The 20256-nt window shown below is 58.0% G+C and carries 11 protein-coding genes; 9 read left to right on the plus strand and 2 right to left on the minus strand.

Going from position 1 to position 20256, the window contains the following annotated elements; translation table 11 throughout:
- Positions 1-112: 112 nt before the first annotated feature.
- Together FDK21_RS11320 and FDK21_RS11325 are read right to left on the minus strand one after the other, a co-directional pair.
- Positions 113-2875 (minus strand): sulfide/dihydroorotate dehydrogenase-like FAD/NAD-binding protein, encoded by a 2763-nt coding sequence (locus FDK21_RS11320; protein WP_138148577.1) that lies wholly within the window; start codon positions 2873-2875, stop codon positions 113-115.
- On the minus strand, positions 2872-7869 hold the full coding sequence (locus FDK21_RS11325; protein ID WP_138148578.1) for a 2-oxoacid:acceptor oxidoreductase family protein: 4998 nt from the start codon (positions 7867-7869) through the stop codon (positions 2872-2874). Before FDK21_RS11325 ends, FDK21_RS11320 begins: the two co-directional genes overlap by 4 nt.
- Before the next feature lie 676 nt (positions 7870-8545).
- Here FDK21_RS11325 and FDK21_RS11330 point away from each other — a divergent pair.
- The 9 genes from FDK21_RS11330 (at position 8546) to FDK21_RS11370 (ending at position 20255) form a co-directional block, all read left to right on the plus strand.
- Entirely contained in the window at positions 8546-8971 is a 426-nt protein-coding gene (locus tag FDK21_RS11330) for a hypothetical protein (RefSeq protein WP_138148579.1), read from the plus strand.
- 105 nt (positions 8972-9076) lie between these two features.
- Positions 9077-10663 carry a cytochrome ubiquinol oxidase subunit I gene (locus FDK21_RS11335; protein ID WP_210238748.1) on the plus strand — a complete coding sequence of 529 codons (1587 nt, stop codon included), beginning with the start codon at positions 9077-9079 and terminating at the stop codon, positions 10661-10663.
- A gap of 24 nt (positions 10664-10687) precedes the next feature.
- A complete protein-coding gene (gene cydB, locus FDK21_RS11340; RefSeq protein ID WP_138148580.1) occupies positions 10688-11845 on the plus strand; it encodes a cytochrome d ubiquinol oxidase subunit II in 1158 nt (385 codons plus the stop codon).
- A 24-nt stretch (positions 11846-11869) separates the two neighbouring features.
- Positions 11870-11989 carry a cytochrome bd-I oxidase subunit CydX gene (gene cydX / locus FDK21_RS11345; RefSeq protein ID WP_114007826.1) on the plus strand — a complete coding sequence of 40 codons (120 nt, stop codon included), beginning with the start codon at positions 11870-11872 and terminating at the stop codon, positions 11987-11989.
- 73 nt (positions 11990-12062) lie between these two features.
- Positions 12063-13829 (plus strand): thiol reductant ABC exporter subunit CydD, encoded by a 1767-nt coding sequence (gene cydD / locus FDK21_RS11350; RefSeq protein WP_138148581.1) that lies wholly within the window; start codon positions 12063-12065, stop codon positions 13827-13829.
- A complete protein-coding gene (gene cydC, locus FDK21_RS11355) occupies positions 13822-15495 on the plus strand; it encodes a thiol reductant ABC exporter subunit CydC (protein ID WP_171022041.1) in 1674 nt (557 codons plus the stop codon). The genes cydD and cydC overlap by 8 nt, the downstream gene beginning before the upstream one ends.
- Positions 15496-15845: 350 nt before the next feature.
- On the plus strand, positions 15846-16799 hold the full coding sequence (locus FDK21_RS11360; RefSeq protein WP_210238749.1) for a sulfide/dihydroorotate dehydrogenase-like FAD/NAD-binding protein: 954 nt from the start codon (positions 15846-15848) through the stop codon (positions 16797-16799).
- A gap of 1 nt (position 16800) precedes the next feature.
- The gene (gene gltA, locus FDK21_RS11365; RefSeq protein WP_138148583.1) at positions 16801-18309 is read left to right on the plus strand and encodes an NADPH-dependent glutamate synthase; all 1509 of its coding nucleotides are present in this window, start codon (positions 16801-16803) and stop codon (positions 18307-18309) included.
- Positions 18310-18326: 17 nt separating this feature from the next.
- Complete coding sequence (locus FDK21_RS11370; protein ID WP_210238750.1) at positions 18327-20255, plus strand: 2-oxoacid:acceptor oxidoreductase subunit alpha; 1929 nt, start codon at positions 18327-18329, stop codon at positions 20253-20255.
- The last annotated feature ends 1 nt before the right edge of the window (position 20256 follow it).

Genomic DNA, 20256 nt, shown 5'->3' on the forward strand with positions numbered 1-20256 from the left:
CCCCATATGTGTTAATACATATTCCTCAATAGCTTGGAGCGTGGTTGCACAAAAAAGCGCGCCCCCAACACAGGGCCGCGCTTGTCTTGCTCTTTGCAGTTTTTGCTGCCGATCAGCCGAGGCCATGATCTTTCATGCTGGTGGCTTCCTGCGTTTTGAATTGATGGAAGCGCGGCATGAACTTGTCCCATTCGACAGTGTGGGCATCAAATTCCGGCCCATCGATGCAGGCATGCAATCTGAGTGGTTTGCCCTCTTCCGTCAGAACAGGCACCATGCAAGCCCCGCACATGCCGGTGGCATCGACCATGATCGAGTTGAGGCTGACCACGGTTGGCACCCCGTAAGGCTGGGTCAAATCACTGACCGCACGCATCATCATCGGCGGGCCGACCGAGATCACTTCGGCAATAGCACGGCCCTTGGACGTCTTGCCATCCTTCAGCATGGCCTCAAGCGGTGTGGTGACAAAGCCTTCGATACCGAAGGTGCCATCGTTGGAGCAATAGATGACATCGAGTTGATCGCCATATTTGGCTTGCAGTAGGCCCATCCGTTCGTCATCGCCGGTCCAGAAAAGATGATCGGCAGAGCGGAAACCAATGATCATGGTGACATGATTGCCCTTGGCCAGATGGGCCTTGGCGATTGGATAGATCGCAGGCAAGCCAACACCGCCAGCAGTGAAGACCACGGTTTCCTTGTCGGCATCATAGCCATGGACGGCGCTTGGTGCCCCCAATGGCCCGGCAATGCCGGCAAAGGCATCGCCTTCAGCCATCTTGTTCATCAATTTGGTTGAGGTGCCCATCCCCTGAATGACCAGATCGATGGTGCCCTGCTCAACATCCCAATCCGCCAAGGTCAGCGGGATCAGCTCGCCATCCTCGGTTGCCAGAATGCGGACAAATTGTCCGGCGCGGGCCGATTGGGCCACGACAGGCGCTTGCACCGTCATCTCTACAATGCCATTGGCAAGGTCGATATGCTTGGTGACGGTATGCTCTGCCTGTCCCAGGCCAGTGAAGTGATCGGCCGTTTTGACGCGGGTGCGAATCTCACTGGCATCAAGATTGATGGAGCCGACAATTTCGCGTGCTGCCGCTTGACCATCACCGGCAGCCAGAATGGCCGTCGAGCCACCACGGGCAGCATCGCCCCCGGTATAAACATCCTTGATCGAGGTTTCCTGACTGTTCTCCTCAACCTCGATGGTGCCCCATTTGCTGAGCTTCATATTCGGCTCGGAAGCCGGAATGATCGGGTTGGACTTGTTGCCAAGCGCCATGATGACCAGATCGGCGGGCATGTCGATCTGCTCGCCGGTTGGCTGTGGCCGTCTGCGACCAGACGCGTCCGGTTCGCCCAACTCATTGACGTCGACCACGGCGTGGGTGACAAAATGGGTGTGGTGATCGCCGACAAACTCCTTGGGTCCGCGCAATTCGGCCAGCTCGATGCCTTCCTCCAGCGCGTGATGCAGTTCCTCGACACGGCAAGGCATTTCCGATTGGGTGCGGCGATAGACAATGGTCACCTTACCCCCCAGACGTTTGGCCGTCCGGGCCGCATCCATCGCCGTGTTGCCGCCACCGATGACGAGGATATTCTTGTCCTTGACCTCTGGCAGCGGGGTTTCATAGCTGGGATCACGACCGCGCATCAGATTGACGCGGGTGAGGAATTCGTTGGCCGACATGATGCCAAGCAAATGCTCGCCGGGCACATTCATGAAGGTCGGCAGGCCTGCGCCGGAGCCAACGAAGATTTTCCAGAAGCCCGCGGCTTTCAGATCTTCGAGGGTGGCAGTTTTGCCAACAACGAAGTTTTTGACGAAGCGTCCGCCCAATGCGTCGATTTTGGCGACCACATCGTCGATCAGGCTGTTGGGCAGCCGGAATTCTGGAATGCCATAACGCAGCACGCCGCCCAACTCGTGGAAGGCTTCAAATACCGTAACGGGGAAGCCTTCGACCGCCAGCAGATAGGCATTGATCAGACCGGACGGACCGGAGCCAACCACAGCGATGGGGGGCTTTTCGGCCTTCTCCCACGGGCTGACAATGCCAGTAAAGCGGGCCATGCGGTCCGGCTCGGCCAGTTTTTCATGCTCGGGCAGGTACCATTCCAGCTGGCCGATTTCGATCGGCCGTTTGGTATGTTTGCAAACGCCCTGACATTGATGCTCCTGCGGGCAGACGCGGCCCGTGACATTGGGCAGCGGGTTGCAGCTCTCGATCAATTCCAGTGCCTGACGGATCTTGCCCTTGCCGAGCAGATCGATCATTTCGGGAATATGAATCTTGACCGGGCAACCGCCGATCTTTTCGCTCTTCTTGTGGCGTTCCATGATGACGCCAAGCTCACACGGGCGATCCTCGCATTGCTTGTCGCGCAGCACTTCGAGCCAGACAAACAGATCCACCTCACGCAGGCTATAGCCGAGCGCCTGATAACCAAGATAGCCTTGGTTGACCAGCTCAAAGTCACGGCTTCTGTCTTCCGGCGGGCGGACATAGGGCGGGATGAAATTCTCCGCAGGCCAGCCTTCCGACAGACCCTTGAACATCGGGTAGCGGTCAGACAAGTGGGCATCGATCGCCCGGATGAAGGTGCGCTTGAATTTGAGCGGCAGGCCCCAGAGAAATCTCTGGAGCACCGTGCTCATGTCATCATCGCGCAGCAACAGGGCCCAGAGGGTTTTGGTGAAACCCTCTGCCAGCTCGCCTTGCTGGAACTCCCATGCCACGGCCTTCATGCCGTCATTGACGAACAGGGAGCGCAGGGACCTGGGGTCCGCTGCGAGATGCTTTTTCAGAACGTCGAGTTGCTGGGCAAACAGCGCGTCCTGATCGATGGCTGTATCGACACTCATTTGACGATCTCCGCATCACAGGTGGCTGACACCCGATCAAGCCGGGCGCGCAATTGCGGGGTCATCTCGACCGCTTCCAACGCACCGGGGATGGTGTGGGCCACCGATTTGGCCTGACCATCGACGATGATCTTGGTCAGTTCGAACAGCTCAGGCACTTCCTCGTAACAGGTCTTGCAGTCGGTGCACAGGCTCATATCCTCATCGTGGATATGCGGCACGCTGGAGCCGTTTGCTGCCGGGGCTGCAGCAGTGGCCGCTCCGTTGGCAGCTGGTGCCGCAGCGCTTGGCGCCAGAGCATCGCCCAAGCCGAAGGCGGCGGCCGGAGCACCAGACGATGCCGCCAGCTCACTCATGCCGGTGGCGATGCTGTCCATGCTGGTCTCACGGGCGTCAAGGGCCTCTTTGTATTTGGCTTCAAGGCTCGCGAGTTCGGCCTTGTGGGCCTTGTCGAGGGCGACCACATGGAGACCGGCCAGATGCTTGAGGGTGCGCCAATAGCGGCGGCGTTCCTCAACCAGATGGACGATGGTGGCACCAACCTCCATCTTGACCAGATTGCGGTTCTTGTCGGTGGTCAGCACATAGGCAACCATCCGTCCCCGCTCAGCTATTGGCAGGTCGATATAGTCATGGACCGGCGCTGCCTCGACGCCGTCTTTCAACGGGCGGAACTGCTTCTTGAAGCGGGTTTCATCCAAAGCGAAGTCGGCGGGCGTGACTGGCACATCCATCAGTTTCAATGCACCATCCTCGAGATATTCGAGGCTGCGAGTTGCCCAGTCCTGATCCAGCGCCGGGTTGCCATCGAGCGAAAAGCGCTCGGCCAGCGTGTCACCCGCCCGTGGGTCATGGACAAAGAGCGGGCTGACGCGGGATTCGACCGCCAGCTTGGTGCGGCGATAGGCAGCGTCATCGGCGATGCCATGTTCCCCCTGACAAGGGGTATAGACATCGAGCAGGGCTGGCGAGGTGGTTTCTTCCAGATAGGCCCGCAAGCTTTTGAGGAAATGCCCCTGCATCGCTGTGGCGCTTTGCACCACAAAGACCTGCGGATGGAAGGCGGCGATCAGACCAAGTTCCTTGCGGTCTTCCTGCTTGCCTGCCACGGCCGGACCAAAGCGGGCCAAGTCACTATCCTGCCCGGAGAGCGACGCGGTGGAGGCCTGACCACCGGTGTTCGAATAAACCCCCGAGTTCAGCACCATCACCTTGACCGGCGTGTTGCTGGACAAGAGCCGAGACAGGGCACCGAAGCCAATGTCATAGGCTGCACCATCGCCGGAAATATTCATCACGGTTGGCATCAGGGCACGTTCGGCCTTGGTGAATTGCTGCCACTCGAAATTGCGCAAAGCCATATCATCCGTTGCCGGATCATAGGCATCAGCCAATTCGAGCTTGGCAATGCGGATGGCCTTGAAGTCGACCGCGGCACTTGCCGACAGCCCCTCAAAAATCCCCTTGGACAAGGCCGGGCTGTCCTGGAACAGGCTGTTCACCCATGGGTCATTATAGGGGTTGAACGGGAAGGTCGAGGCATAGACCGAGCTACAGCCGGTGGCGTTGGCCACCACCATCGGGGCCGGACCATTGCCGGTTGGGCCGCCTTCGAGCAGGAAGAGGCGTTTTTCCAACACGTCCAGCGCGCCATCAATGCGAGCCAGACGGGCCGCATCGTCGGTGACGGTCTGACGTTTGGCCTGAAGCTGATTGAGCAAGCCTTCCAGCTCACGGATATGGGTCCGCTGGCGACGCTCATTCAGCGCATGGGTGGCCGAAACCACCTGACGGATCGCGGTCACCTCGCCGCAACCACGACAAGCCCCATGGCCGCCGGTGGTGGCGTAATAGGTGTCACGGTCCAGCATCATCCGCTTGAGATCGCCCTCTGGCTCAAAGGCAGGCTCGATGAAGCGTTGCGGCGTGCTTGGGGTTTTGCTGTAGAAGGCAAACTCCCCTTGCAGTTTTTCAAGCAACGCCGCGTCCTGATCTTCGACCGACAGGGCACCGGGGCCGCAAATGTCGATACATTCCAGACAGCCGGAGCATTTCCAAGGATCAACCGCCAAGGCATAAAGCCCACCCGACCCGGTATGGTCTTTTTCCGGTGTGTCAAAGAAAGGCCGGGTCTTGGCGACTGGCAGAATGGCGACAGCTTCAGCGATGCGGGCAAGATTGCTCTTGACCACGGCGCTTTCGACATAGAGCTCTTCCACCGCATCGGCGACAAGTTGCGCAAAGGGCTTGCCATCCGTCGAAGCTTGCAGACGGCCTCGGACAGCCGCCCCAATGGTGCGGACATATTCGCGGACCACTTCGCGCTGGGCGGCAGGCATATCAACCTCTTTTGACGCGGTCATCAAGAGATCATCAATGTCGAGCACGCTGGCTGGCAGGGCGGCATCCGGGCAGACCATGGTGCAGTCGATGCAGCCGGTGCAGAGGTCCGGGTCAAAGACCGGCACCGAGCGACGGAACAGGCCCTTGTCCTTGGCCGCTGCCGTCCCAGATGGCATGAACATGCCTACCCCCGGCAGAACCGGCGCTTCCCCGATGGTCCCGTCCCGGAATGCCGAGGCCATGGTTTCTTCGTAATAGTCGTGGTCGAACATGCCGACCGGCGAGGCATCATTGGCGATGCGGCAGGCCGAGGCGGAAATGCTCGCTGCAAAGGCTGGAGCCTGATCAGGCATTTTGGCGATTTCCGCCAGATCGTTGGCTTCATAATCCATCTGGCGGGTGGCTTCGAGACCATCGCGGATCACCGCCATGTTGCCCTCGACCACGGCCTGGCCCTTGGAGCCGAATTTCTTGGCAATCTGGTTGCGCACCATATCGAGAACGGCTGCTTCATCCGCCCCTTGGGTGACGCGCTCCACATGACCACAGACCGCGCCGATGAAGGCGATGCCCATCATGCGGGTTTCAAGCTCGGGTGATGGGGCGTGTTTCTTGGCGATGGCAAAACCGTCGAGCACTAAGAAATTGATCTTGCGCTTGATGATCGTGTCGCGGAAGGCCTTTGGCAGATCACGCCAGACCTCGGCGCGGCTGAGACTTGACTGAAGGATAAAGGTACCGCCCTCAACCAGACCGCGCAGCGGGTTGGAATGGGAGAAGACCTTGTGATCGGGAGAAATCACCACTTCGACATCTTCAAGATCGGCGTTGGTGATCTTCACCGGTTCCGGGCTCAATGTGATGTAATAGTTGGTCGGTGCGCCACTCTTTTCTGAGCCATATTTCGGCGCGGATTTGGAATAGAGCCCCAAGGCATTGGCCAGAATGTCGGTCAACAGCTTGCCCGTGGCGATGGTGCCGTAGCCACCGACTGAATGGAAGCGGATGCGCAAGGCACCGTCTGGCAGCAGATTCGGGTTGGGCTTGGTTTCAAGCGCCATCATTTCCGTTTCCGGATAGGCGTCTTTGAGTTTGGCTTGCAGCGCGCCGACAGCCGGGCTTGGATCGGCAACAAAGAATTGGCTACCCAGATAGACAAAAGGCTTCTGGGCATTTTCCATATTCTCATAGGCCGCAATCAGATGGCGTGGCTGGAGATCATGGGCCCCAAGGCCGAAAATGGCAGTGGTGACTTTGGGCATATGCTCAAGTGCCGGAATGCCGGCATAGCGTTCGCCGTCGCGGTTTTCGACCGCCTTCATCAAAGCTTCCTTGACGAAGGTGGTCAGTGCAGTGACATCCGAGCGCTCCAGGATCGTGACCGCCTTCTTGCCCTGCAAGGCCTCGACCAGATCAGCTTCCGGGAACGGCTGAAGCAGTTTGACGGAAATGACGCCGACCTTCTTGCCCTGCCGCCGCAGATAGGCTGCGACCGCTTCGGCGTCGTCGGTGACAGAACCAAGGCCGATCAGTACCATCTCGGCATCATCGCATTCAAAGCATTTGAGCGGCGCATAATCACGCCCGGTCAGAGCGGAATATTCAGCCATCGCATCGCGGACAAAGCCCGGCACGTCGCGGACAAAGTGGGTGCGGTGATCGACGGCACCGGCCTGATAGTCGGGCTGGTTCTGCACGCCACCGGTCAGGCCCGGATTGTGAATATCGACCTGTGCAGGAACCCGCTGGCGGGTGCCTTTCTCAAAGGCATTGAGCCATTGACGACGCCATTGGTCGTGCAGTTCGGCCGGCACGAGGGCCAGGGTTTCATCAATCAACTTGGCGTCGCGATCCTTTTCGATGTCTTGCGCATGGGCATCGAGGAAAGCGATCAACTTGGTGTAGATGTCGGTTTCCATGTCGGCGCTGTGGCGGCCCAGATAGCGCTTCAATTGGAAGACACGGCCCTTGGCACCGAACAGCATCTCTTGGGCCACCGTTGGGCAAGGGATGCGATCATTGGGATCACCGATGAAGGCGCGGAGCAACTCATCCTCCGGCATCATCACTTCGCTCATCATGTGCGATGTGACAAAGCCATCCATGGCATTGGTCACCGGCACCATCGACATGGCGCTGACCTTGTAGGAAATGGCGGCCAGATCGGCGGCTTCCTGCGGGTTGGAGCCAAACAGAATGGTATAGCCCGATGGCAGCAAGGCATAGACGTCATCATGACCGGCCATCACATTGAGCGAATGGCGGGAGACGGAGCGGGCTGCCACCTGCATGACAAAACCGCCGACTTTCTTGCCGACGGTTACATAATGGGATTCGAGTCCATAAAGCACACCCTGTGAGGAGGAGGCGTTGGAAATATACTGCCCCCCGGTGAGGGCTGCACCCAGCGCGCCCGATTGGGCGGAATGCTCGCCTTCCGGCTCAAAGAAGAAGGGGTGTCTACCCCAAATATTGACCCCACCGCCTGCGCGGAAGGCTTCGTATAACTCAGCAATTTCGGTCGATGGCGTGATCGGATAGCCAATCACCCCGCCGCATACCTGGCCCATCACCTGCGCGATGGCACCATTGCCGTGAATCACTGTCGAAATGCCCGGGAATACCGGTTTTTTGGAAACTTTCTGGTCCATTTGCTCCACCCGACGACAGCCGCAGCGGGAGCAATCTCCCCTTAGAGGGTCTGTCGTTAAAGAATAAGACGCCTGCTAGGTCGATACAAATCCGGTCATGATCTGGTCGTGATCTGGTTTTGGTGGCTGAGATATGGCTCAGCTGGTTTGTATCGGCTAACGGATGAGAAATTAAAATTGGCTGTCTTTTGTTATGGTGGCCATGGCATACTGTCTCGGCAATTCAATCGCACTGCGTCGACCCTCCCTATGCTTTGGTCGTAGAAACCTTAGAACATTTGTCGTAGTTGGAAGTTGACCTGTATCAACTCAGTCCGCCAGCTCGCCGCTGATGGAGGATGCGACCGCGCGAAAACCGCCTCCCTGATATGCGATTTTGCAGTCGATTTCTTCCTAAGAACAATAACTAACAAACTGTTCTTATTTATCTTTTCTTCTCCAATTGACTCTTCGAAAGCCGTTCCACGGCACGCAGCGTTATCCGTGTTTGACCGGATGTGAGCCGTGCGTCTGACACGGGTCAGCTGCGCCGTCAGCGCATCGCTCAGTGTGTATTCAAGGCGTCTGTTGCGACCGGTTGTCTCAGTTGGGACTTTTGATCTTGTTAAAGAGGAGTTTTTTATGCTTGTTTAAATCTACGTGTTTTTTTGTATTTCAAATGGAACCGTTGCACCGCATGCGCCTCGCTCCCGCCCCTTTCCTGAAGATGCCGCCGCGCCGGAAGCCCGGCAGGGCCGCCGTTGGCTGGGCATTGTTGGCGATGTGGTTGCAGGTGGTGTTTGCCGGTCTGCATCTGGCGACCGTCTCGCACGCGCTCGGCGGACCGGTTGCGCATCAGGCGGCGATCTGGACCATCTGCACGGCAGAGGGGAATATCCTGACCCTTGATGAGTCTGGCGACCCGATCTCGCGGGGGATCGAAACGCTGTGCGCCATTTGCGTTTCAGGGGTCGCTGACGGGCTGGTGCTCGATATGCCGCAGCCGGTTGCACTCAATTTCTCGCCACCAATCCTGTATGATCGTCCCCTGTCCGGCTTTGATACGCCATGGTGGAAACAATCCCCAAGGGTGGGGACAAGCCGCGCACCGCCACTCCTCTAGGACACGTCCATTCTTTTCACGCGTCACCGCCCCGCCAGCCATTGCCAATTGTCATTTGCCGGGGCGACCCTGTCCTGCTGATACAGCATCACCAAGAGAGCTGTCATGGAACCCATTTATGACGACCTGTTCGTCAATCTCTCGCGCTGGCAATTTGCCGCCACGGCGCTTTATCACTTTCTGTTTGTGCCCCTCACTTTGGGCCTGACATGGATCCTCGTGATCATGGAGTCGGTCTATGTGATGACCGGCAAAGAGATCTATCGCGATATGACCAAATTCTGGGGCAAGTTGTTCGGTATCAACTTTGCTCTGGGCGTGACCACCGGCCTGACGATGGAATTTCAGTTCGGCACCAACTGGTCCTACTATTCCCACTATGTCGGCGACGTCTTTGGCGCGCCGCTGGCAATTGAAGGCCTGATGGCCTTCTTTCTTGAATCGACCTTTGTTGGCCTGTTCTTCCTTGGCTGGGAAAAGCTGTCCAAGCGCCAGCATCTGGCGGTGACCTTCTTTACCGCGCTTGGTTCCAACCTGTCGGCACTGTGGATTCTGGTGGCCAATGGCTGGATGCAAAATCCCGTCGGCTCAGAATTTTCGGCTGAGACCATGCGGATGGAAATGACCAACTTCGCGGAAGTGGTGCTCAATCCAGTTGCGCAGGTGAAATTCGTGCATACGGTTGCCGCGGGCTATGTCACAGCCTCGATGTTCGTCATCGGCATTTCCGCCTGGTACATCCTCAAGGGCCGCGATCTGGCCTTTGCCAAACGGTCCTTCTCGGTTGCTGCGGGCTTCGGTCTTGCTGCGTCGCTGTCGGTCATTGTGTTGGGCGACGAGTCCGGTTACGAGCTGGGCGATGTGCAAAAGGTAAAACTGGCGACCATCGAAGCGGAATATCATACGGAAGAGGCACCAGCCGCCTTCAATGTCATCGGCATCCCGAATGACAAGGAAATGCGGGTTGATTATGCGTTTCAAATCCCGTGGGCCATGGGGCTGATTGCCACGCGCTCGTTCGATAAAGAGGTCACCGGCATTTCCGAGTTGAAAGACCAGCATGAAGTGCGGATTCGCTCGGGCATGATTGCCTATGACTATCTGACCAAGCTGCGGGCAGGTGACAAATCAGAAGAGACCAAGACCGCCTTCAACCAGCATAAGGCCGATCTGGGCTATGGCTTGTTGCTCAAACGCTATATCGACAATCCGATGGAAGCGAGTGAGGCGATGATCAAGGCAGCCGTTGACGATTCCATTCCTTCGGTGCCCTATCTTTTCTGGAGCTTCCGGATCATGGTCGGCTTTGGCTTCTTCATGCTGTTCCTGTTCAGCCTGTCCTTCTATTACAACGCCAAACGCGTGATCGAGGAAAAACGCTGGCTGTTACGCATGCTCGTCATTTCCATTCCCGTGCCATGGCTCGCCTGTGAGCTGGGCTGGTTCGTGGCCGAATATGGTCGCCAACCATGGGCAATTGGTGAGGTGCTGCCAACCTTCCTTGCGGCCTCCAGCCTGACGATCAGCGATTTGATCTTCTCGCTTGTCGGCTTCCTCACCTTCTACACCTTCCTGCTGGTCATCGAAATGTGGCTGATGGTGAAATTTGCCCGTCTGGGGCCGAGCGCTCTGCATACGGGCCGCTATCACCATGAGCAATTTGACCGCTCCCCTCTGGCCCCTGCCGAATGACGGGTATTGAGAAGGATTCTGACAATGCTACTTGATTATGAAGTTCTGAAACTGGCCTGGTGGGCGCTCGTGGGTGTGTTGCTCATCGGCTTTGCCATCACCGATGGCATGGATATGGGCGTGGGCAATCTGTTGCCCTTCCTTGGCAAGAATGATGCTGAGCGCCGCATCATCATCAACACGGTCGGGCCGCACTGGGATGGCAACCAGGTCTGGTTTATCACGGCGGGTGGGGCGATTTTTGCCGCCTGGCCTGCGGTTTATGCTGCGGCCTTCTCCGGCTTTTACATGGCCATGCTGTTGGTGCTGTTTGCGCTCTTCTTCCGGCCTGTCGGATTTGACTATCGCTCGAAGATCGACAATCCCAAATGGCGCAATGCCTGGGACTGGGGGCTGTTTGCAGGCGGCTTTATTCCATCCCTGATTTTTGGGGTGGCCTTTGGCAATCTGCTTCAGGGCGTGACCTTCCATCTCGATGAGTTCCTGCGGGTCACCTATGATGCAACCTTCATCTGGGCCTTGCTGCCGTTGCTCAATCCCTTTGCCATTCTGGCGGGACTTGTTTCGGTCGCCATGCTGACCGGTCACGGCTCAACATGGCTGCAAATGCGAGCGGATCATGTGGTCGCCGCACGTGCCCGGACCATGGGCATGGTTTTCGGGGTCGCCACCAGCGCGCTGTTCACTCTCGCCGGGCTGTGGATCTGGATTGGCAATTTCGACTATTTCGTCATTGTCAGCCAGCCTCCCCTTGATGCCCTTCCCAACCCACTGGCCAAGGAAGTAGCCATGCAAGCGGGTGCCCTGTTCAATATCTATCAGGATTATCCGATTGCCATGCTGGCTCCGGCACTCGGCATTTTTGCACCACTGCTGATGGCTTTGATGAGCCGGATTGGCCGGGGTGGCTTTGCCTTTGTCTTCAGTGCCCTTGGCATGACGGGGATCATTTCGACCGCCGGTTTGTCAATGTTCCCGTTCATCATGCCATCGATCAGCGATCCGGTCTCATCGCTGACCATCTGGGACGCGCCATCCAGCCACCTTACCCTGACAGTGATGTTCTGGGCGGCTGTGATCTTCGTGCCGATCGTGCTCGCCTACACCATCTGGTGCTACGTGCGCATGTGGGGTCGGGTCACACTGGAAGAAATCGATGCCCGCTCTCATTCTGCTTACTGAGCCTCACGAAAAAGGAGATAGACTATGTGGTATTTCGCCTGGATTCTGGGGCTGACGGCGGCCCTTTCGATCGGCATCATAAACGTCATGTGGTACGAAGCCCAACACAGCTTCGATGACAAGGAAGGGGCCGACGAGGCCTGATCTTCCCCCGAAACTGGCCGGTGGACACCTCTTGCCCACTGGCCTTACTCTTTGAGAATGAGAGCCGCCCTTGATGTCCAAAGCCAATCTCTCCCGCTATCTCAAGCGCGAAGCCAAACGGATCGAGCAGCCGATCCGTTGGTCGATCGGCTTGAGCTTGATGAGCGGCTTGTTGTTGATCGGGCAGATGGGGATGATTGCCAGCATCATTTCCGATGTGCTGACCAAGCATGCGGGCCTCGCAGATGTCATGCTCCCGCTCTGCCTGCTGCCGCTGCTGTTTCTTGCCCGCGCGTTTTTGTCTTATGGCGCGGAAAAGCTGGCGCTGCATGCAGCGATTGACCTCAAACATGATGTGCGTGGCCGGTTGCTCAAGCGGCTGATTGCCAAAGGGCCGATCCGCAGTCGCGAAGGCGATAGCGCCACTGGCGATCAGGTCACCATGCTGACCGAGGGCATCGAAGCTTTGGAAGGCTATTTTGCCCGCTATTTGCCTGCGATGGTGATGATGGTCCTGCTGCCACTTGCCATTTTGGCGGTGACTTTGGTGCGTGACTGGCTGTCGGCCTTGGTGATGGTGATCACCGCGCCTTTGATCCCCTTCTTCATGATCCTGATCGGCAAGGGCACGGAAAAGCTCAACCAGAAGCAATGGCACAAGCTGGCGGTTCTGTCGGCCCATTTTCTCGACATGATCCAGGGTCTGACGACGCTCAAATGGTTCAACGCTTCCCGGCGCGAGGCCGAGAGCGTGTCACGGATGGCGGATGATTATCGTCGCACCACCATGAGTGTGCTGCGCGTCGCCTTTTTGTCGTCCTTGGTGTTGGAATTTTTCGCCACCATTTCCATTGCCATCATCGCGGTCTTTATCGGCTTTCGGCTGCTCTATGGGGAGATGAGCTTTTATGACGGCTTTTATGTGTTGCTGCTGGCCCCGGATTTCTATTTGCCGCTGCGACAAATGGGCAGTCATTATCATGCAAGGATGGAGGCGGTTGGCGCAGCAGAACGCTTTGTCGATCTGATGGAAGAGGATGAGGCGCCAAAGACGAAAGAAACCTCCCTGTCAGTGCCGCAAGCGGGTCTGTCGCTGAGTTTCGAGCATGTGCAGTTTGCCTATGATGATGGCACGGTGGCTTTGCAGGATGTGTCCTTCTCCCTGTCTGCGGGGCAAAAGCTGGCTCTGGTGGGACCGTCCGGGGCGGGGAAAAGCACCATTCTGGATTTGCTGCTGGGCCTGATCCAGCCAACCGGTGGCCGCATTCTGGTCAATGGGGTGGATCTGTCTCACCTGCCAGTGGATCTGTGGCGGCTGCAGCTTGGCTATTTACCGCAAGCCCCGACGCTCTTTTCCGGCACGATTGCCGAAGCGCTGCGTTATGGCTGCCCGGACGCGCCGATGGAAGCGATCATCGGGGCCGCAAGGCAGGCCGAGATCCATGACTTCATAATGTCTTTGCCAGACGGCTATGACTCCGTCTTGCAGGAAAAAGGCGGTGGGCTGTCCGGGGGACAAATTCAACGCATCGCCATTGCTCGGGCCTTGCTGCGCGATGCGCCCTTGCTGCTGCTTGACGAACCCTCGGCCCATCTGGACCGGGCGACAGAGGGAAAAATCACAGCGGCTCTCCAGCATTTGCTGCAAAACCGAACCGCAATCACGATTGCCCATCGCCTGAGCACCATCAAAGAGGCGGATTTGATACTGGTGCTGGAAGGCGGGACAATTGTTGAAAGCGGCACGCATGATCAGCTGATGGCAGCCAAAGGGGCCTATCTGCGGCAGGTAACCGCAAGCTTTGTTGCGGCGGGCGGTCAGGAGGGGCATGATGGCTGATATTCGCTTGTTGCTCTCCTTGATGCGGCCATGGCTTGGCTGGATCCTGCTTGGCATCTTTCTCTCGCTCGTCACGCTGTTGGCCAATGTCACCTTGATGGCAACCTCGGGCTGGTTCATCGCCTCGATGGCACTGGCGGGGCTTGCCGGGGTCAGCATGAATTATTTCACCCCGGCGGCGATCATCCGGGCGATGGCCATCACCCGCACCGTCGGGCGCTATGCGGAGCGGCTGGTGACCCATGAAGCGACATTGAGACTGGTGGCCCATTTGCGGCGCTGGTTTTATGATCGCCTCGAACCATTGGCCCCGGCGGGCCTTGTGGCGAGCAAGAGTGGCGACATTTTTTCGCGCATCGGCTCTGACATTTCGGTGCTGGAAAATTTCTATCTCCGTGTCTTGGTGCCTGTGTCCGTGGCGCTGATTGCCCTGCCTTTGTTCCTTGTGTTTCTATCCCACTATTCCGGCTGGCTTGGCTTTATCGCCGGGCTGCTTTATCTGCTGGTCGGGCTGGTCCTCCCTCTGTTCCTGCATTGGGCAGGCAAGGATGCGGCGCGCGCCCAGATTGGAGAGGCCGCCGACATGCGGGCAGATCTGGTCGAGGGACAGCAGGCCTTGCGCGAAATGCTGGTCTATGGCCGGGCTGATGCCTATCATACCAGCATCTTGCGTCAGTCGCAGCGCATCGCGAGCCACCAAAGGGCACTGGCCAATCTTCAGGCGGTTTCACAAAGCAGCATCAATTTTGCGGCCAATCTGGCGCTTCTGGTGGTTCTGGTGACCATCATTCCCCACGTCCAAAGCGGTCTTCTCGCTGGGCCGATCCTGCCGATGCTCTGTCTGTTTGCGCTCGCCAGTTTCGAAGTCATTCAGCCCCTGCCACTGGCGGTGCAATCCTTGCTTGAAAGCCAGACGGCAGCGGCGCGCATCTTCGGGCTTGTCACGGTGCGTCGCAAGCGGGTGTCGACCTCTTCGGGACGCCCTGCAGCGTCCCATCAAAAGCCGGATTATGACCATCCGGCGCTGGAGTTCCTGAAAGCGGGCTTGACCTATCCGAACCGGGAGGCCCCGGCATTCAGCGGCCTCAGCCTGACCATCAACAAGGGTGAACGGGTTGCGCTGGTTGGTCCGTCTGGCTCGGGAAAATCCAGTGTCATTCAGGCCTTGTCCGGTTTCTGGCCGCTGACTGAGGGCATGATCCTCGTTGATGGCACACCCCATGATTGCCTGAACGAAGAAGCCTTGCGCGCCCATTTCGCCGTCGCGCCGCAAAAGCCGCACATCTTCAATGCCAGCGTCCGGGGTAATTTGCTGATTGCCAACCCGAAGGCTAGCGAAGCAAACCTTCTCTCCGTATTGGAGCAGGTGCAACTCAGGGCCTTTGTTGAAAACCTGCCCAAGGGGCTGGATACGGCCTTGGGTGAAGCGGGAGACAGCCTGTCGGGCGGACAGGTCCGGCGGCTCGCCATTGCCCGGGCGCTTTTGTCCCCTGCCCCCATCCTGTTGCTTGATGAACCGGGCGAAGGGCTTGATGCTGAGATGGAACAGAGCATTCTCAAAACAATCATTGCGCAGGATGCCCGCACCCTATTGCTGATCACACATGGGCAGGCAGGCCTTGAATTGATGGATCAGATATATCGCTTGCCGGAAAAAGCAGGCTAAAGAGACGTCAGACAAAGCTTCATTATACTATCGTCTTATAAAACATCGCTATCCACAAGCGCCGACCCCGAACTTGAGCCAATGGCCACGCTAAGCTGTCGTCATCCTGTCGTCAGGCAGGCATATCCCGCCAAAAGCTTCCCAAATTTCGCGACATCCCGTCGCATATTGTATCGATTTAAATTCTCGGTGATCTGAAGCCCCAAGTTGGCGATTTCATTGACACGGGTCAATGCATCAAGACCTGTCAGGCGTAGCGTCAGATCAGTTGTTGCTGTGCCCACAGATGATTTGCCGGAGGCGATTTGCTGGAGGACCGGGCGCAGGGGTGCAACAGTGGGAGTGAAATAATGTCCGATCGCGAACAGGAGGGCGGTCTGACGGCCGCCAACCAGTCGCAGGGCGTGGCCAGCATGGTCACGTCCCGCTTTCCGATTGTCTCGCGGACCGATTTTTCCGAGACAACCTTTCTTCTAGACATTCTGCATCCGACCATGGCCCGGGCCGCAAAGCCCGGCCAGTTTGTCATTGTGATGCTGGATGAGCATGGCGAGCGCATTCCGCTGACCATCGCCGATTTTGACCGTGACAAGGGCACGATCACATTGGTGGTGCAGGCAGTGGGAAAATCAAGCCGTCAGATGCAGGCCGATTGTCAGGCAGGTGGCGCGATCTATGCCATCGTTGGCCCGATGGGCATCCCCAGCGAGATATCCAACGCCAAAACGGTCATTTGCGTTGGTGGGGGGTTGGGCGTTGCGCCGATCTATCCGCAGGCGCGCGCTTTCAAGGAAGCCGGAGCCTATGTGATTGGCGTTGTGGGGTTTCGCTCGGCCAATCTGATGTTCTGGGAAGAGAAATTCAAGGCGGTCTGCGACGAGTTCATCGTCTGCACCGATGATGGTTCGGCGGGCTTGCACGGGCTGGTCACCGATGGCATCGAACAGGCGATTGCCAAACATGGCACCATCGACGAGGTGGTGGCGATCGGCCCACCGATCATGATGCGGGCCTGCGCCGAGACAACCCGGCCCCACAAGATCAAGACCATGGTCAGCCTCAATCCCATCATGGTGGATGGCACGGGTATGTGCGGCGGTTGCCGGGTGCGGGTCAATGCGCAAATCAAGTTTGCCTGCGTCGACGGGCCGGACTTTGATGGCCATCAGGTGGATTTTGACGATCTCTTCTCGCGGCTCCATCGCTATCGCGCCGAAGAGAAGCAAGCCATGGAACGCTATTCGGACAGTTGCCGTCGCCTGATCGCGGCTGACGCAGCCGCAGCCCAAGAGGGGGGCAAGTGATATGGTCCGCAAGACAATCAGAACCATCCCGCAAGAGCGGGCTCTCATGCCGGTGCAGGACCCGGACATTCGTGCCACCAATTTTGACGAAGTGGCGCTGGGCTTTGACATTGAAGCAGCCAAACTGGAAAGCGAGCGCTGTTTGATGTGTCCGGAACCGGCCTGCGTGGAAGGCTGTCCGGTCAAGATCGACATTCCCGGCTTCATCGAAAAGATCCTTACCAAGGATTATCGCGGCGCCTATGATCACATGACCAACGCCACCATGTTGCCAGCGGTCTGCGGTCGGGTCTGCCCGCAGGAAGATCAATGCGAGGGCGTGTGCGCGGTTGGTGCTGGCACCGGGCTGGAACCGGTCGCCATTGGCCGTCTGGAACGCTTCCTTGGCGATATGGCCATCAAGGAAGGCTGGAAAAAGTCGACCCATATCGAGCCCGCTCCCTTCAAGGTGGCGATTGTTGGCTCAGGTCCGGCAGGCATGGCCTGCGCGGCTGATCTGGCCAAGGCGGGCTGCAAGGTGACCATCTATGAGGCCCTGCACAAGCCGGGCGGCGTGTTGCGCTATGGCATTCCGGAATTTCGGCTGCCCAATGATGTGGTGGATGCGGAAATCGCCAATCTAGATGCCCTTGGTGTCGAAATTATCTGCAACACATTGGTTGGACGGCTGTTCACCATCGAGGACATGCTCGGTGACATGGGCTATGACGCGGTCTTTATCGGCGTTGGAGCCGGGACACCTTATTTCATGGATATTCCGGGAGAAAATCTCAACGGTGTCCTGTCGGCCAACGAATTGCTGACCCGCTGCAATTTGATGCATGCGGGCGAGTTCCCGGCCTTTGACACCCCGCTCGGTCTGGGCCGCAAGGTGGCGGTGATCGGCTCTGGCAACACTGCGATGGACGCAATGCGGGTCTCCAAACGCCTCGGCGCGGAAGAGGTTCACTGCATCTATCGCCGCTCGGAAGTGGAATGCCCGGCGCGGGCTGAAGAGCTGCATCATGCGCAGGAAGAAGGCATTGATTTTCACTGGCTGACCAACCCGGTCGAGATCCTTGGCGATGCCAACAACAATGTGCGCGGCATCCGCTGCATTCGCATGGAGTTGGGCGAGCCGGACAAATCCGGTCGACGCCGTCCGGTGGCCATTGAAGGCAGTGAGTTCGACTTTGAAGCAGACACGGTGGTCTATGCCATCGGCACCTCGCCGAACCCGATCCTTGGTCAAACCTCGACAATCGGCCTCAACAAATGGGGCTATATCGACACCGACGAGAGCCTCGCCACCTCACTGGCCGGGGTTTATGCAGGCGGCGACATTGTTACCGGTGCTGCCACCGTCATTCAGGCGATGGGGGCGGGCCGCAAGGCTGCCAGCAGCATCAAGCACTATTTGCGTATCCGTGACAGCGACGTGGTCTACACGCCCGAAGAACACGGATTTGCCCATAGCCTGTTTGGCATTGATACGGACGAGCAGAATTTCGTCCGAATTCGTCAGATCTGAAGAGCGGAGCCCCCACAATGACATCTGATAGCTCTCAGCCTATCGCACAAGACACCCCACTTCCCGCCGCCGGGTCTGCCACTGGTGCCAAGACCGCCATGCGACCCGCTGAAGTGATCCATGAACATATCATCGAAATTGTCAGTGATTCTGGTGAAGGCGCGCAGAGATGCGGCCAGTCGCTCGCATCCATCGCGGCCCGTTCGGGCATGGGCATCTGGACGGTGGAAATCATCCCTGCCGAGATCCAGCCACCACCCCGCTCTGTCGCCGGTGCCAGTGGTAACCGGGTGCGAATGGCCGCCCACAAGGTGACCAATGTTGGCGATCAGGCCGATCTGGTCATCGCCTTCAACGAACAGGTTTTGCTTAGCCGCCTTCGGGCCGGAGAGATCAAGCAGGGTGCGACCATTCTGCTTGAGGACATGTGGAAGCGGGATGCCCATCAGCCGATTGCCGATGCCTATGCGGACGTGTGCGCCGAAATCCGCGCCGGTGGTTATCGCTTGATCGAAGTGCCGATGGAAGCGGAATGCCAGAAATATGTGCCGGACCCGCGCAAGGGCAAGAATATGTTCGTGCTGGGCATGCTCTGCTCGATCTATTCCCTTGATGAAGAGCTGGCAGCGTCACAGGTGAAGCTGACCTTCATCAAAAAGGATCGCAAGATCATCGACGCCAACCTTGAACTGATGGCAGCGGGTCGAGTATGGGCCAATGACAATCTTGACATGCACTACCGCATCCCTGCCCCGCCGGTTGAAAAGCCGCAGGTGGTAACCAACGGCAATGCGGCCTTGGCTTTGGGGGTTGTGGCCTCGGGCATGGAAGTCTGTGCCATGTATCCCATCACGCCAGCCACCTCGGCCTCGCATTATCTCTCGAGCATTTTCGAAAAAGTGGGTTGCGTGGTGCATCAGGCCGAGGATGAAATCTCGGCGGCAACCTTTGCCATTGGCGCTTCTTATGCGGGCAAATGTGCCGTAACCATCACGTCCGGTCCCGGCCTGTCACTCAAACAGGAAGCCATTGGCCTTGCGGTGATGGCGGAAATCCCGCTGGTGCTGATCGATGTGCAGCGTGGTGGCCCCAGCACCGGTTTGCCGACCAAGGTCGAACAAAGCGATTTGATGGCCGCCATTTTCGGTAGCCATGGGGATGCGCCCAAGGTGGTGATGGCGGTCGATAGCATTGAGGATTGCTTCTATTCGGTGATCACCGCGCGCAAGATTGCCGAGACCTTCAATATGGTGGTGATGATCCTGTCTGATGCCGCCCTGTCGACGGCGCAACAGCCTTTTGACCGCCCGGTCTTCAGCGCCGATTGGCTGGCCCCGCCGGTCAACCAAAGCGCGGTGCCGCCGGATGCCAAGCCCTATGACTGGGACGAGCGAACGGGCATTGCCACCCGCTTCATTCCCGGCCAGCCAAACGGCATGCACTGCCTGACAGGCTTGGCCCATGATCGCAACAGCCGGGTGGCCTATGACCCGAAAACCAACGAGGAAGGGCTGATCAACCGGACCCGCAAACTCGCCGCCCTGCAAAAGACCCTGCGTCTGGCACCGGTCTTTGGCGACGAGGAAGGGGATTTGTTGCTGATCGGCTGGGGCAGCACCCGCGGGGCCATCGAAGAAGCTGTGACCGCCCTCAGGCAAGAGGGCCACAAGGTTTCCTCCCTGCATCTGAAGTATCTCCAGCCGATGGCGTCAGGCATTGACGAGGTGATGGGTCGCTTCAAAAAGGTGATGACGATCGAGAATAACTGGAATGATCCGCTCTCCGATCCGCTGATCAATGCGGACAATCGCCGCTATTCGCAACTGGCGCTGCTGCTGCGGTCGCGCTGGCTGGTGGATGTCGATTGCTGGGGCAAGTCCCATGGCCAACCGCTCAAACCTGCCCAGATCAAGGCCGCAGCCTTGGCCAAACTCGAACAGGCATGAG

Origin of the sequence: Cohaesibacter sp. CAU 1516 (genome assembly GCF_005771485.1) — a bacterium.
In the GTDB taxonomy this organism is placed as follows: domain Bacteria; phylum Pseudomonadota; class Alphaproteobacteria; order Rhizobiales; family Cohaesibacteraceae; genus Cohaesibacter; species Cohaesibacter intestini.

Bases quoted from the DNA above. Each gene is read 5' to 3' on its own strand.
- FDK21_RS11320 (WP_138148577.1), bottom strand. From the start codon at position 2,875: ATGAGTGTCGATACAGCCATCGATCAGGACGCGCTGTTTGCCCAGCAA.
- FDK21_RS11325 (WP_138148578.1), bottom strand. From the start codon at position 7,869: ATGGACCAGAAAGTTTCCAAAAAACCGGTATTCCCGGGCATTTCGACA.
- FDK21_RS11330 (WP_138148579.1), top strand. From the start codon at position 8,546: ATGCGCCTCGCTCCCGCCCCTTTCCTGAAGATGCCGCCGCGCCGGAAG.
- FDK21_RS11335 (WP_210238748.1), top strand. From the start codon at position 9,077: ATGGAACCCATTTATGACGACCTGTTCGTCAATCTCTCGCGCTGGCAA.
- cydB (WP_138148580.1), top strand. From the start codon at position 10,688: ATGCTACTTGATTATGAAGTTCTGAAACTGGCCTGGTGGGCGCTCGTG.
- cydX (WP_114007826.1), top strand. From the start codon at position 11,870: ATGTGGTATTTCGCCTGGATTCTGGGGCTGACGGCGGCCCTTTCGATC.
- cydD (WP_138148581.1), top strand. From the start codon at position 12,063: ATGTCCAAAGCCAATCTCTCCCGCTATCTCAAGCGCGAAGCCAAACGG.
- cydC (WP_171022041.1), top strand. From the start codon at position 13,822: ATGGCTGATATTCGCTTGTTGCTCTCCTTGATGCGGCCATGGCTTGGC.
- FDK21_RS11360 (WP_210238749.1), top strand. From the start codon at position 15,846: ATGTCCGATCGCGAACAGGAGGGCGGTCTGACGGCCGCCAACCAGTCG.
- gltA (WP_138148583.1), top strand. From the start codon at position 16,801: ATGGTCCGCAAGACAATCAGAACCATCCCGCAAGAGCGGGCTCTCATG.
- FDK21_RS11370 (WP_210238750.1), top strand. From the start codon at position 18,327: ATGACATCTGATAGCTCTCAGCCTATCGCACAAGACACCCCACTTCCC.